Raw genomic sequence first — 12,614 nt, 5'->3', positions numbered from 1 at the left:
GAAGATAGTTCTTTTTTTAACAAATTTAATACGCTCGTTTGCGAATATGTCGATTTTGCTAAATCGAATTATTCTCGGACTATTAGTTTTCAGTATGATTTGAACGGAAAAAAAATCAAAAGGTTGTATTTTTGTTCAAAAAAAAACAAAATCAATTGATAATTCAATTAAAACAAACTATTCATTATTTTCGTTTCCATGCAAGATAAGATTACGTTTCAATTCGTTAGTGAACCTACGGATGTGAATTTCGGAGGAAAAGTTCATGGCGGGGCCGTGATGAAATGGATTGACCAGGCGGCCTACGCGTGTGCTTCAACCTGGTCAGAAGGGTACTGCGTAACCGTTTACGTTGGAGGGATCCGCTTTTTTAAGCCGATCCACATCGGGAGCCTGGTCAAGATCCAGGCACGGGTGATTTATACTGGAAAAACCAGTATCCACATCGGAGTGGATGTATTCTCGCGCAAAATGAGTGAAGCGAAATACGAAAAGACGACACATTGCGTGATCGTATTTGTTTCCGTAGACGAAGAGGGAAATCCCAAGCCAACCAATCAGTGGATTCCGAACAGTGAGCGCGAAATGCAATTGCAGCAATATGCCAAGCGTCTGATAGAATTGCGCAAAGATATCGAGGTGGAGATGGGGCCGCATTTGAAGGATTTGTTTTAGTAAGTTCAATTCGAGATGGTCAAATTGAACTTTTTGGACCCGTTGAACTTTTAAGTGGCTTTTAAGACTGCTGAAGGAAGGTTTTGTATTTCTTCCCGGTCCAGTAAATCACCAGGCTATTGGTTTCGCTTCGGATCAATTGAATGGCCGGAAGTTTCAAACTGATTTTCTTTTTGTTTCCATCATTCATAATGTATTTGTTCCGGTAGATGAACCAGCGTTTTGTCCAGGAAAAGGAAGTTCCCATGTCGGTAGCTGTCCCGCAGCCGATGACATATACCAGGTTTTTTACGTTGTTGATAATCATTACTCCTTTGGTTTTGTCGATCTTGTTTTCCACGAAAAAAGCAATATCCACTTGTCCGTCTCCCGTAAAATCGGCTTCAAAATAAAAGGGGTTGAAATCAGTGAGAATTTGATGTTTCTGGGCCATTTCCGATTTTTCCAGGACGGGTTTTACCCATTCAGGAATATTGTTTTGAATTAAAAGCGTGTCTGTTTCGCCGAAGCCGGATGCTGAAAAGAAACACATGCAGACAACTAAACTGAGAGATAAAAGCGTTTTCATAAACTGAGATTAGAGTTAAAGCGAATCTAATCCTTTTGGAACCGCTGATTTTGTCAAAAACCTGAATGGTTGTACCTGTTTACTTAAATGAGGTGAATTCCCCTTAATTGTTCCGGGGAATATTTAACTGGTAGGGAAAATCACTGCTGTTCAATGTTTGTCTGATCACCATCAGGGAGAGCTCCATCAGTTCATTGTTCTTAAAAATGATCCCATCTGCTCCTGCATCCAGGCAAGCGCGTAAGATGTATGAATTATTTTCATCGGTGACAATGTAAACTTTTGCCAAAGATGTTTTCTTCTTGATTTTATCCATAATATCCAAGCCGGTGAAGTTGGTTCCCAAGTTGTAATCCAGGAATACGATGGAATGGATACCGGGCAAATCGGACAAAAATGCTTTGGAATCGGTGTACGTACTGATTTTGAAATGGTTTTGATGCATTGCATAAGCGGTGAGCAATTCACGTTCCAGCTGAAGCTTATACAAGGTAGTGTAAAATGGATTGTCATCCAGTACCTGAATGCGTAATCCGAAAAATGGGCGCTTTTCCATGACGTTTGTTTTTAATGTGCTGTTCAACTCCAGTTTGTACCAATTTTTTGAGGTTTGTTCGTTTGTACTGACATTTCAAATCGTTTTCCGTGCTGAGTGACCTATATGGATTATGATTTCCTCACGACCGACGTTTTAGCATGTCAATGTCCATCTCTTTTCGAAATTCATACCGCGATCGGTGAAGAAATGTTAAAGCCTTTACGGGCGTTGGATTGGGGAGAGGGATGAGTTGTGCCAAAAAAAGAGATTGTTATTCAAATTGAAATAGGTGTTTTCATTTTGGAAAAAAGGAATCAATTTGATTAAAACAAAGAGAGCGATTAAAATATTGTTACGGAAAATAGAATTAATTGATGCCTTAGATTCAATGGTTTAGCGGAGTTGAAGCAAATATTTTGCTTTTTTTTGTTCAAATGGCTTGCATAAACACAAAAGATATCTATCTTTGCACCCGCAATCACGAATGAGTGTAGCGAAAAAAAATAAGATTCCGTAGCTCAGCTGGTAGAGCAATACACTTTTAATGTATGGGTCCTGGGTTCGAATCCCAGCGGGATCACAAGTAAAGTTCAATCGAAAGGTTGGACTTTTTTGTTTTACATAGGTTTGTGGTGGTTTGGTCTATTCTCGTTTTTCAAGTAGGGACGAAATAAGGGACAGAAATGTGATATTTGTAGGACAATCATTATTTACTACTTATGCACGCAACACCCAAAAGAAACTTTAAAGAAACCCTAATCTTTCTACTAAACAAAGCGTTTAACTTTCTTAGAAAATTATTTATTTATGGCTATAATGTCTATGGATGGTATTGGCTTTACAAAATTGTTACTACTCCAAAATTGCAATGTGATTGGGAAAACTATGTACTATGGTTCTTCGCGATGATGGCGCAGTTCTTTTTTGAGGTTGATGTTCGCAATGCCAGTAAAGATGTTGACGTTCGTAAGTACTTTGAACACTATTTCACGAAACAAAAGAAATGAATTATGATAACACGAATTTACGTTCTTGAAAGTCTTACTAATGAACGCCAAACAGGGACGGAGTTGTACAATGATACGATTTCTAAGTACTGTCAATTTTATGCACCTGATTTATTGCATTCACTTACAACGATTAATTCGAAGATTGATTTGTTGGATGTACTGAAAACTATTGAAAACGAGGTTCAAGATGATGATGAAGTAATTCTCCATATTGAAGCACATGGGGCGACCGATAAAACAAGTATGGTTTTATCCAATGGGGACACAATAAGTTGGAAAGAGTTAGAGGCTTGCTTAATGCTGATTAACCTCAAGACGAAGAACAAATTGCATTTGCATTTAGCTACTTGTTTTGGAATGCATGTTGCTTTAGAAATTGGTAAAACCCTAAATAAAACAGCACCATACAAATCGTTTATGGCATCATTATATGCTCTCAATAATTCGGATATTATTGCGGATAATAATTTGTTGTATGAAGAAATCATCAAAAAACGAGAGATATATAGTGCATTTGTTGCATTCAACAAGAGCAGTCCTAGTACAACAATGAGAATCAAAGATGTTGAAACTGTGCTAGGAGAGGTTATTCGGTTTCAAGTTGCGAGATTTTTGGTAATGGATCCGTTATTTGACGTGGTGCTTTTTTACAATGGGTCTTATAACCTTAACATGAACTATTCGAAGTTTAACACATTTGAAACAATCGAAGAAAAGTGTAATTACGTGTTTGAATCGTTGGCAACTAACTATTTTCCAAATTGATAATATATCCTACTGTTTCAAATTGTAAGCTTCCATAGCCTCTGTACTTACAGGATAGAAATCCAATGGATATTGCTTTGAATTTTCAACGGTGGTAACGATGAATACGCCTGTGTCCGAAACAATTTGTACAAGTGGGTCTTCTCGCATAGTTGGAGTAATGAAATCTAAAATCTCCGCATAAACTAGTTGTGTTTTCATGATGTTAGTTTTTGGTATAAATGGGGGTATGGTCAAACTCACATGGTCTGACAGACAAACAAAACCCGCCAAAATTTGGGATGGGGGAAGTTTGCAGATTAGCCTATCCGTGCGGGGGTAGAATAGCAAAAACAAAACACTACAAAAACTGCCAATCTCTCGTACTTTTGGGGAGGGGGAATATCAATGTAATAGTTCGTACAAAATTTGAGCAGAGTGTCTCCCTTTGCATCATTCTCACAACCGCAGTCGTAGTTCCTTAACAGATTCAATTTGTTTGTAAGATTACAGGAACGGACGGAGGTTGGGAGAATTACAAAAACGTCAAATCGTCAAAACGACATTCCGACAACTAGACACAAAAATGCCCCAGTCGTTAAACCGAGGCATTTCCTATTCTTGACAATTGGCGATGAATCTTTGTTACGCTACCTTTTTGTAAGCGCCGTGTGCTGTCTTTTCAAAGCAAGCAGTTTTCAAGAAGCGGTCAGTAGTACGATCGGACATACCAAATCGACTACCCATTTCCTTGGCTTCTGACGTTGTGAATTCGTCTGGAAGCAATTGGAAAATTTGTAGCTTCTTTCCACTCAACTCATCTTCTGTTTGGTACGGTAGTATTTCCATTACCTTGTTGGCATTCAACAATAGTTTTTCTGCCAATTTCAAAGAGGTATGGAAATCTTCGTCGCCACATACTAACTTGTCCGTTTCGAGAGAATCCATGTTTCTCAACACGGTAAGTATCATCGAAATTCGAAAGGTTATTAACCCCATTCGATTAACCGAGCCATCAAGGTCTTCATGAAAAAGATTGGTAAGAAGAGATTTATTCTTCCCAAAGAAGTTTAAGAACTCCTTTCCTTGCTCTAATGTGTAAGAGAATCGAATACCTTCGCTTCGTAAAAGTGTTTGGTACAATTTCGATAACTCCTTCGCTACATCTTGAAACTGTTGGGTTCTGTCCTGTTCACCACTAGCAAATACATCTAGGAACTCTTCAATCGGTTCAGTAAGAACGTACATGAATCGGCTGAACAAACCATTTTCCGCATTGGAAATGACTCTTTTTAACTGATTCGGAGTACTAGAAATCACTACCGATATTTTTGGTTCTTCTAGATCCACAAGAACATTATCTGTTTTGCGGTAAGAAGTGATGGGTTCATGATGGAATGCTTTTCTTAGCATTTCTGAATAATCACCGTAATCTGATTTGAAAACGTTGGCAATTGTATCACCTTCAGTTTCAAATAACAGTCCTTTACCTCCCCGTTCATTGAGGATCTTGATAAACCCCGCAGAAGAGTTGTTGGCTGGAATGATTATTTTATCAGGTATTTGCAATGCTTTCGGGTCTTCAATTAACCTTTGAAGCAAACCACCAGTTTTTGCCTCTGGTTTACTCTGCTCAATAACGGATAGAAGCCTTCTTGACCATACTAAATTCCCTTTTCCAGAACCTGCCTTACCAAGAACATAAAGGAATAAATTAGGGTATACACGTTGTTTGTCATAAGTGCCATATACGTTAGGCATAACACTACTAATTACTGTGATAGCACTCAGTAACATCATTTCCTTGTACTGGTCATCAAAGGACGAGCAAACATTTTGCAACATCAATGGCAAAGATTTGAAGTTTAGGGATTGATCATCCTCGGTGTTTTGACGACTTGTCGAAATGTCGATGTTGTCGTCTTCTATTAAAACATTTTCTGTCATTTTACAATTGTTATGATTTTCAATGTTTTTCATTTTAACTAAATGTAATTGGAGGACGTTTCGTTGGTACAACCACTTTTGGTTGTTCTTCTTGTAGAATACCTAGATTCATCTCCCGATTAATTTTTGTGTAGGTCTCTTCTTCTGTAAGACCAAATTTTTCTTTTACAAACCATATAGCATTCAGCCGATCGGTTGTTTCCCATTTTCCATTGGATAAGCAACTAACATAAATTGCATAATTACCGTAGCGTTCATTCCAAGCAACTGTAAATTTTCTTTCACCTACTGTCGTTGGTTCGCTCACTACAAATGTATGTTCGAGGTACTTGCGAAATATTTGCAAGCCACCATCGGTATTGTTGAGAAATTCTCTACCTAATATGTTCATCTTTAATTTATTGATGTTACAAGTAACCCCTAGGGTTTGTTTGATTATCGCCAATATGTCAAAGAACGTTGTACCGTTGTAATGTAGTACTGACACAATAGTAACAGGTTTTTCCCTAAAGAAGTTTGTGGTATTATTTTTCGTTGGTGGTTACTGATTATTCGTAGGGAAAGGCGACGGGTCTTAATTATTATTGAATTTAAAGGATTGTGATTTCTACCTTCTGACAAAACGACAAAAAAGGGCACGATTTCGGGTGGCAAAAACTCCGTGTATAGAACTACTTTGGCTGAACTTGAAGTAGGTCGTTGTAGAGGATTATTGCTCGTGTATGGGCTTCTTTCGATGTAAGGTTGTGAGGAATGGAAAGCATCGTTTTGTGGTAAACGTCAAACCAAGAATCGGGAATCATTCCGTGCTTGTACCCCATAAGGTCGGCAATTAAAATATCTAATTCCAAAATGTAACGATCGTGATCCCACAACCCAATACTGTCCAATCCATTCAACAACTGATTGTGCTTTATATCCTCCGCTATTAGAGCGATGATTTTCTCTTTTTCCATGCCACAATTTTATGGCGTTGATTTGAGATTTTCAAATCATCTGCGGTCGTCACCATATTTTAATCTGACAATTCCTCCAGTTGATGCGACCCAGTAATCGACGTTTTCAAATTTTCTTAATTCCGTCAAATCTATGGGTCTAAATTCTTCCCAATCTGACACCTGATTTTTCCCATAGTTATCTACATAGTGGGTGTTGTATTTAACGATGCATGTAGTTTCATCCTCTGTGTTGGAAATGAGATAGTCAAATATCTCTTCGTCAATTTCCTCAATCGTGTAATCGTTGTCTGGACGAGTAAGACTTGTGCCATCCATTACAAAATCTGGAAAGTTATCAATCTTTAGTTCTATTGTTTTAGAATTAATGTTGGTGTGAGAAAGGTTCATACTTTTTGGGTTGTTCAAGACTAAGACCAAACCAGTTATGACGATAGCGATAGAAAAAATCCAAGCCAGTGTTTTCATAATACTTACTATTTAGATATTAGCCAATTCCAATCCCCTGCTTCAATCACAACCATGCGTTTGTCTTTCCAAACAATGTAGTTTGCAGTTCCTACGTCGGTTCTGATTTTAAATTGATAGGTTTCATCATCGGTTTGGAAGCTGACAATTGGGTACGAATAGGATCTTACAACTTTCTTGGTTTCGTTGACCTCCTTGAAGGAAAACATTTGGCTCTTTGAATTTGATTCGAACGTACAAGAGTTATTGGTTTTCCAGGTTTCAATAGCCTCATCTGTTTCGATATCAAGTTTTGTCGTTGAAATCGGATGGTAGCTTACTTTAATGTTGGGAATTTTTGGTTCGTTCAACTTGGCAAAGGAAAAGAGGAAGCCAGTTGAAAGCATGGAAATGATTAGAAATTTCATGTTCTTGGGTTTAAGTGAATAAAATATACTTACCGTTCGGTCATTACAAATATAACGTGTGTTACTGACTTTTCGGTCATGAACAAACATGAATTATTGTTGACCCTTGCGAAACGGGTTAAAGAGTTGAGGAATGAGAAAGGCTTAACACAGGAAGATGTGTACAACGACACGGGAATTCACCTTGGTAGAATAGAACAAGGAAAGCGTGATATTTCGTTTACCACGCTTTGTAAATTGGCTGACTACTTTGGTACTGATTTAAACCAGTTTAGATAATTTGATTTATTTGTTCGCGTTTATCTTTGTCAAGCAAATAGGATTGAAACAAACGGTAAAAGTCAATATCTCCTGCCGAACCACTCATTATTCCAAATGCCTCACAAATTAGCGGCGTCATTTCACATACTTCTTGGTAGTCAAGTGTTTTTTCAAGTACACCACGATCTCGTAGTTTCTTGTAGGTTTTCAGCTTAAATGCCGGATTACCTTCTGTGTTCTTCAATGAATTTAGAAACTCTACTATACGTGCGTGTCTTTCTTCTCTTTCCATAGTGGGTATTTTTTTGATTTCCAATATACCCAAAGTTTTAATTTAAGCGACGTTTCCTTTAAAGAAACCATGTTGACTAACCAAACTTGCGTGTTCCTCCTTACTCACTCGAACATATCTTAAAAACACCTTCTCTGTTGTGTGTCCTGTAATTGCCATGATTGCAAGTGTTGGAACTCCTGCTTTGTAGGCATTCGTAGCGAAACTCCTTCTCGCTGTGTGCGATGAAACTAATTCGTGTTTCGGACAAATTGAGGTGGTTCTTTTACCCGCTACTGTTCTGGTTATTTGTACTAATTCGTCAATACCGACAAAACGACACAGTTCCTTTAAGTAGTTGTTGAACTTTTGGTTGGAAATTACCTTTGGTGTTCCGTTGTAACGCATTAGTATTTTCTTAGCCTCCACATGAAGAGGGATAATAACTTCCGCACCTGTCTTCTCCGTTCGTATCTTGAACATTGTACCATCATTCACCAAATGGAAGCGGTTCAACTTCTTGTAGTCCTGAATCCTAACTCCCGTGTAGCAAGCCAACACAAACAAATCACGTACCTGTTCCAAACGCTCGGACGGTAGGTCTTTGTCGATTAGTCGCTTAATGTCGCTCTCGTTCAAGTAGATGGTATCGGATTCCTCTGTTACTTTCTTGAATGCTCTGTGTTGGTGTACGGTGTTCGTATGTAAGCCATCCAGTAAAGCCGAATTCATCCACATTTTAACGTTCTTGACGTGTGAACCTATGGTGTTAACCGACAACTTTTCTATCGTTGTACAGTAAGACACAAACGAATCGTAGAATTTCATGTCAACGTTGTCGAAAGTCAAAGTCGATTTCGTGTGTTTTTCAAAAGCTTTCAACTTGTTAAGCGTTACTCCAATGTGTCTGATTGTAGCACCTTTCTTTAGTTCACGGGTTCTTTGAATGTGTTCCGTGGCAAAAAGAACTAAGGAATCGTTTGCTTTCTCGATGGTCGCATCTGTTGTTCCACTACGAAGCTTTTCAAGACCTTGTTTGATGTTTTCTCGGTTCAAATCGCCGTCCTTTTGTAAACATCGTATCAAGTCCATGATTTCCGTTTTCATTTGTTGGATTAGAACATTGGTTGTGTGGTTTGCTCCACCTTTCACAGTTTGCGTTTTAGGGTTGAATTCATTGGGTTTTACAGAAATGCCAAGAGTGCTTTTTACTCTGATTCCTGAAACGGAAATGTCAGCGTACAGGTAGTTCATTCCCTCTTTCTGACGAATTGCAATTTTCATAACTATGGATTTTGATTGTTGATTTTTGGCTAGGGACAAGGGACGATTAAAGGGACAGTTAGGTACGATATCCCCTCTACACTCAAATTTTTAATGAGTGTGCCTTTTGGTTATAAATGCCTGATAAAGATTCCGTAGCTCAGCTGGTAGAGCAATACACTTTTAATGTATGGGTCCTGGGTTCGAATCCCAGCGGGATCACTGAAAAACAAGAAAGCTTTCCAATTTGGAAAGCTTTTTTTGTTAAATCCCCCTAGATTTAAGGAATAACAAGCACTTCACGATTTCCCCCTCTTGGTAACAAAAACAAATAAATTCAATTGAATTGAAACTTTTTGTCACCTATTCTGTCACCAATTTTTATTTCGTTAATTAGGTGACAGAAATTGCGCTAACGCTTAATTGGTCTGCCTTTCATGGATTTGACTTGGTAAGTGTAACGGGTGAAAAGGTCGTAAAATCTTGTGTTTCTTGTCACCTATTTTCAGGCGAATTCTTGAACTAATCGTTAAAGAATTTATCATGAACAATCAAAAATTAGCCATCAAGGTAAGATTGAATCAGCAAAAAGCGAGAGACGGGAAACTACCGGTTTACATCCGGATTTATGTTGATGGCGTAAAAGCAGAGATTTCTTCCCGTCATTTCGTTGAAGCTGTAAATTGGGATGCCAAGAAAAGCCGAGTGAAAGCACTATCAAAAGATGCAGCCTATATCAACGGCTACATTGACAGAACGGTAAACTTCATCAACCAGGAGTTTTTAAAAGCACACTCAACGGCCAATAGAATTACTGCAGTCATCATCAAAAACCGGTTTCTCGGAAAAGAAGAATTGCCAGCCTATAAATCTATCCTCGAAGCTTTCGATTATCATAATTTGAAAATGCTCGAGAAAGTAACAGCGAAACAAATTGTAAAAAAGACTTATGAGCGTTACGTTATTACTCGAAACAAGGTCGAAAACTTCATGAAGAAGCAATATAAGGTAAATGACAAACCACTTCCGGAATTGCGCCTGGCATTTATCACCGAGTTCGAACATTACCTTTTAACCGTCGAGCTCATCCAATCAAATACGGCACACAAATACATCAAGAACCTTAAAAAGATCATGAACATGGCCGTTGGTTTAGATTGGATTCCTTCAAATCCATTCAATCAATTCAAGTGTTCATATACCAATCCGGAAAGAGAAATTCTAAACCAGGAAGAATTATACCTCATCATGAAAAAGAAACTGCATTCCGATCGGTTGATTGAAGTTCGGGATGTATTCGTTTTCTGCTGTTACACCGGCTTCGCCTATGCAGATGTCTACGAGTTTACCCATGACGCGGTAATGAAAGGATTAGACGGTAATTTTTGGCTCGCTACTGCTCGCCAAAAGACCGGAACCAAAGAAAGCGTTCCATTGCTTCCAATTCCTTTGGAAATAATTGAAAAATACCAGGATCACGAATACTGTAAAAAGTACAACAAGCTGTTACCGGTAAATAGCAATCAACGCTATAATTCGTATCTGAAAGAAATAGTAGAAATCTGTGGCATCAAAAAGAAATTGACCTCGCATATTGCTCGCCATACCTTTGCTACAACTGTAACGCTCGCGAATGGTGTTCCTATTGAAACCGTAAGTTCCATGCTTGGCCATAGAAATATTCGGACCACTCAAATTTATGCAAAGGTCGTAGAAAAGAAAGTCAGCGAGGATATGAATGCTTTGAAAGACAAACTTTCACAATTACCCCAAAAATCACTAACCAAAATCAGCTAATCATGAAGAGAAAAATCAAAATCCAACCGCGTTTTATTATGCGGAAGTATGATAAAACGATTGTTCCGGAAATCTTATTAAAAGGAAAATGGTTGTCTGAAATGGGGTTTCTACCAGGTCAGGAAGTCAAAATAGAATTGAAAGAGAATAAATTGGTCATTACTCGTTTAGAATAATTGACTCAATAAAACAGGCAGTAATTCGAGTCTTCGTATTACTGCCATACCTAACCTAACCACTCCTATGTTTGTATTTTATTATTTTGATGCAAGCGAAGTGAAAAGAATGAGAGTGTGGCTTACCACAAAGCAACTCTTTAGGAAGTATGCTGATGTATAGAGATTACCTCATTCTTTTTATTCTTCTCAGACTTTGAACAAGAATGTAAGAAATCGGCATCATGCGCGATATTCTGAATGTCAACAGGAGACAAAAGTGAAAGAAGAAATCACGGAGCGAGTAAAATAAAAAACAACAATATGGAGAAAATCATCAGGCAGAGCGTAGGTATTGACGTCTCACTAAAAACCTTGGACGTTACTTTTGGAAAGATGTCCGAATCAATGGATATACACCTTTTGTTCCAATGTTCTTTCAAGAATACTGAGGCTGGATTTATGAAACTCTTGCAGTTTATGAATGACAAACTAGATTCGTCCATTGCGATTCGGTTTGTCATGGAAGCAACGGGTGTTTATCATGAGAAATTAGCATATTTCTTGCATAGTAAGGGACATTCTTTAAGTATTATTCTGCCTAACAAGATGAGTAGCTTCATGCGGACCTTAACGATTAAAAGCGTTAATGATAAAACGTGTTCTGAAGCAATTGCTCGGTTCGGGTTAGAGCGTAAACTGGATGATTGGAACCCACCAAAAGAATCCTACAAAAAGTTGCGCCAGCTCACCCGTGAACGAGATCAACTTGTATCTGAAAGATCTGCGATAAAGAACCAGCTTCACGCGGAAGAAAAAGAAGCATACCCTCTGTTAAGAACCATTAAGCGATTGAAACAACGAATCAATTTTCTCAATAAACAAGAATCCGAAATCAAAGCAGATATTGAACAGGTGGTTCTCAAAAATCCTGACATTAATCAGGAAATTGAATACATGACTAGCGTTCCAGGAATAGGACGTTTAACTGCCGTAATACTACTTGCTGAAACCAATGGTTTTGAATTAATCCGCAATAAAAAGCAACTAGCTAGTTATGCAGGACTGGACGTAAAAGAAAAGCAATCAGGAACCTCAATAAGAGGTTTATCTAAAATATCAAAAAAGGGAAACAAACATATCAGAAAAGCGATGTATTTACCTGCAATTGCAGCGGTAAGAAGTAATGAAAAATACAAAGAAATTTACACAAGAATAGTTCAGAAACAGGGCATTAAGAAAAAGGCATTGATTGCCATTGAGAGAAGATTATTAGAATTGTGTTTTATCTTATTCAGAAACAAAACCTTCTTTGATCCGACTTTCAAAGAAAAAAATAGCGCACAACCAGAGCTGTGCGCTATACAGGCTAACTTATAGTTGCCTTAAAGATTTTATGAAGGTAATAAAATTGGAATTTCATTTTGATTCATTGTAACCTTCCCCGTTTTCAGACAATGATTAAATATAATTATTCTGTTTTACTTTTTCCAATCTATTACTTCCCTTAAACAACCAGGGGCTTTGCCCCGCTAAAGATTTGTGTGGATGATT

16 protein-coding genes and 2 tRNA genes are annotated in these 12,614 nt (G+C 38.0%); 8 read left to right on the top strand and 10 right to left on the bottom strand.

All coding sequences use genetic code 11. From position 1 onward, the window contains the following. Positions 1–198: 198 nt before the first annotated feature. On the top strand, positions 199–675 hold the full coding sequence (locus FO442_RS10910) for an acyl-CoA thioesterase (RefSeq protein WP_144333225.1): 477 nt from the start codon (positions 199–201) through the stop codon (positions 673–675). 61 nt (positions 676–736) lie between these two features. Here FO442_RS10910 and FO442_RS10905 read toward each other — a convergent pair whose 3' ends face one another. After that, positions 737–1,243 carry a hypothetical protein gene (locus FO442_RS10905; protein ID WP_144333224.1) on the bottom strand — a complete coding sequence of 169 codons (507 nt, stop codon included), beginning with the start codon at positions 1,241–1,243 and terminating at the stop codon, positions 737–739. A 103-nt stretch (positions 1,244–1,346) separates the two neighbouring features. Beyond that, positions 1,347–1,799, bottom strand: coding sequence for a response regulator (locus FO442_RS10900; RefSeq protein ID WP_144333223.1), 453 nt, complete (start codon positions 1,797–1,799; stop codon positions 1,347–1,349). Positions 1,800–2,288: 489 nt separating this feature from the next. On the opposite strand from FO442_RS10900, the gene FO442_RS10895 reads away from it, so the two are divergent. Beyond that, a tRNA-Lys gene (locus tag FO442_RS10895) sits at positions 2,289–2,361 on the top strand. 430 nt (positions 2,362–2,791) lie between these two features. Further along, a complete protein-coding gene (locus FO442_RS10890; RefSeq protein ID WP_144333222.1) occupies positions 2,792–3,556 on the top strand; it encodes a hypothetical protein in 765 nt (254 codons plus the stop codon). A gap of 9 nt (positions 3,557–3,565) precedes the next feature. Here FO442_RS10890 and FO442_RS10885 read toward each other — a convergent pair whose 3' ends face one another. The 6 genes from FO442_RS10885 to FO442_RS10860 all read right to left on the bottom strand — a co-directional run bounded on the left by FO442_RS10885 (position 3,566) and on the right by FO442_RS10860 (position 7,313). Next, positions 3,566–3,757, bottom strand: coding sequence for a hypothetical protein (locus tag FO442_RS10885; RefSeq protein ID WP_144333221.1), 192 nt, complete (start codon positions 3,755–3,757; stop codon positions 3,566–3,568). Positions 3,758–4,180: 423 nt separating this feature from the next. Continuing rightward, positions 4,181–5,515: a DUF3987 domain-containing protein gene (locus tag FO442_RS10880; RefSeq protein ID WP_144333220.1), complete on the bottom strand. Its 1,335-nt coding sequence runs from the start codon at positions 5,513–5,515 to the stop codon at positions 4,181–4,183. A 1-nt stretch (position 5,516) separates the two neighbouring features. After that, entirely contained in the window at positions 5,517–5,873 is a 357-nt protein-coding gene (locus tag FO442_RS10875; RefSeq protein ID WP_144333219.1) for a hypothetical protein, read from the bottom strand. Between the two features lie 280 nt (positions 5,874–6,153). After that, complete coding sequence (locus FO442_RS10870) at positions 6,154–6,438, bottom strand: hypothetical protein (protein ID WP_144333218.1); 285 nt, start codon at positions 6,436–6,438, stop codon at positions 6,154–6,156. Positions 6,439–6,474: 36 nt separating this feature from the next. Next, complete coding sequence (locus tag FO442_RS10865) at positions 6,475–6,906, bottom strand: hypothetical protein (protein ID WP_144333217.1); 432 nt, start codon at positions 6,904–6,906, stop codon at positions 6,475–6,477. A gap of 8 nt (positions 6,907–6,914) precedes the next feature. Then, complete coding sequence (locus FO442_RS10860; RefSeq protein ID WP_144333216.1) at positions 6,915–7,313, bottom strand: hypothetical protein; 399 nt, start codon at positions 7,311–7,313, stop codon at positions 6,915–6,917. Positions 7,314–7,391: 78 nt separating this feature from the next. On the opposite strand from FO442_RS10860, the gene FO442_RS10855 reads away from it, so the two are divergent. Continuing rightward, entirely contained in the window at positions 7,392–7,592 is a 201-nt protein-coding gene (locus FO442_RS10855) for a helix-turn-helix domain-containing protein (RefSeq protein ID WP_144333215.1), read from the top strand. Here FO442_RS10855 and FO442_RS10850 read toward each other — a convergent pair. Together FO442_RS10850 and FO442_RS10845 are read right to left on the bottom strand one after the other, a co-directional pair. Further along, the gene (locus tag FO442_RS10850; protein ID WP_144333214.1) at positions 7,585–7,866 is read right to left on the bottom strand and encodes a hypothetical protein; all 282 of its coding nucleotides are present in this window, start codon (positions 7,864–7,866) and stop codon (positions 7,585–7,587) included. The two genes, FO442_RS10855 and FO442_RS10850, sit on opposite strands and share 8 nt — an antisense overlap. A gap of 42 nt (positions 7,867–7,908) precedes the next feature. Continuing rightward, positions 7,909–9,129, bottom strand: a complete 1,221-nt coding sequence (locus tag FO442_RS10845) for a site-specific integrase (protein ID WP_144333213.1) — start codon at positions 9,127–9,129, stop codon at positions 7,909–7,911. A gap of 128 nt (positions 9,130–9,257) precedes the next feature. Between FO442_RS10845 and FO442_RS10840 the strand changes: the two genes are divergently transcribed. The 4 genes from FO442_RS10840 (at position 9,258) to FO442_RS10825 (ending at position 12,440) form a co-directional block, all read left to right on the top strand. After that, positions 9,258–9,330, top strand: a tRNA-Lys gene (locus FO442_RS10840). Positions 9,331–9,651: 321 nt separating this feature from the next. Further along, positions 9,652–10,905, top strand: a complete 1,254-nt coding sequence (locus FO442_RS10835) for a site-specific integrase (protein WP_144333212.1) — start codon at positions 9,652–9,654, stop codon at positions 10,903–10,905. A 2-nt stretch (positions 10,906–10,907) separates the two neighbouring features. Continuing rightward, positions 10,908–11,081 (top strand): SymE family type I addiction module toxin, encoded by a 174-nt coding sequence (locus FO442_RS10830; RefSeq protein WP_246073841.1) that lies wholly within the window; start codon positions 10,908–10,910, stop codon positions 11,079–11,081. A 303-nt stretch (positions 11,082–11,384) separates the two neighbouring features. Beyond that, positions 11,385–12,440: an IS110 family RNA-guided transposase gene (locus FO442_RS10825; RefSeq protein WP_144333210.1), complete on the top strand. Its 1,056-nt coding sequence runs from the start codon at positions 11,385–11,387 to the stop codon at positions 12,438–12,440. The last annotated feature ends 174 nt before the right edge of the window (positions 12,441–12,614 follow it).

The organism is Fluviicola chungangensis (assembly GCF_007558725.1).
In the GTDB taxonomy this organism is placed as follows: Bacteria; Bacteroidota; Bacteroidia; order Flavobacteriales_D; family Crocinitomicaceae; genus Fluviicola; species Fluviicola chungangensis.
The sequence above is the reverse complement of the archived record's forward strand: the minus strand, read 5'-3'. Positions and strand labels throughout refer to the sequence as shown.

What these genes read in the sequence shown, in the direction of transcription:
- FO442_RS10910 (WP_144333225.1), top strand. Translation starts at nt 199, where the DNA reads ATGCAAGATAAGATTACGTTTCAATTCGTTAGTGAACCTACGGATGTG.
- FO442_RS10905 (WP_144333224.1), bottom strand. Translation starts at nt 1,243, where the DNA reads ATGAAAACGCTTTTATCTCTCAGTTTAGTTGTCTGCATGTGTTTCTTT.
- FO442_RS10900 (WP_144333223.1), bottom strand. Translation starts at nt 1,799, where the DNA reads ATGGAAAAGCGCCCATTTTTCGGATTACGCATTCAGGTACTGGATGAC.
- FO442_RS10890 (WP_144333222.1), top strand. Translation starts at nt 2,792, where the DNA reads ATGATAACACGAATTTACGTTCTTGAAAGTCTTACTAATGAACGCCAA.
- FO442_RS10885 (WP_144333221.1), bottom strand. Translation starts at nt 3,757, where the DNA reads ATGAAAACACAACTAGTTTATGCGGAGATTTTAGATTTCATTACTCCA.
- FO442_RS10880 (WP_144333220.1), bottom strand. Translation starts at nt 5,515, where the DNA reads ATGAAAAACATTGAAAATCATAACAATTGTAAAATGACAGAAAATGTT.
- FO442_RS10875 (WP_144333219.1), bottom strand. Translation starts at nt 5,873, where the DNA reads ATGAACATATTAGGTAGAGAATTTCTCAACAATACCGATGGTGGCTTG.
- FO442_RS10870 (WP_144333218.1), bottom strand. Translation starts at nt 6,438, where the DNA reads ATGGAAAAAGAGAAAATCATCGCTCTAATAGCGGAGGATATAAAGCAC.
- FO442_RS10865 (WP_144333217.1), bottom strand. Translation starts at nt 6,906, where the DNA reads ATGAAAACACTGGCTTGGATTTTTTCTATCGCTATCGTCATAACTGGT.
- FO442_RS10860 (WP_144333216.1), bottom strand. Translation starts at nt 7,313, where the DNA reads ATGAAATTTCTAATCATTTCCATGCTTTCAACTGGCTTCCTCTTTTCC.
- FO442_RS10855 (WP_144333215.1), top strand. Translation starts at nt 7,392, where the DNA reads ATGAACAAACATGAATTATTGTTGACCCTTGCGAAACGGGTTAAAGAG.
- FO442_RS10850 (WP_144333214.1), bottom strand. Translation starts at nt 7,866, where the DNA reads ATGGAAAGAGAAGAAAGACACGCACGTATAGTAGAGTTTCTAAATTCA.
- FO442_RS10845 (WP_144333213.1), bottom strand. Translation starts at nt 9,129, where the DNA reads ATGAAAATTGCAATTCGTCAGAAAGAGGGAATGAACTACCTGTACGCT.
- FO442_RS10835 (WP_144333212.1), top strand. Translation starts at nt 9,652, where the DNA reads ATGAACAATCAAAAATTAGCCATCAAGGTAAGATTGAATCAGCAAAAA.
- FO442_RS10830 (WP_246073841.1), top strand. Translation starts at nt 10,908, where the DNA reads ATGAAGAGAAAAATCAAAATCCAACCGCGTTTTATTATGCGGAAGTAT.
- FO442_RS10825 (WP_144333210.1), top strand. Translation starts at nt 11,385, where the DNA reads ATGGAGAAAATCATCAGGCAGAGCGTAGGTATTGACGTCTCACTAAAA.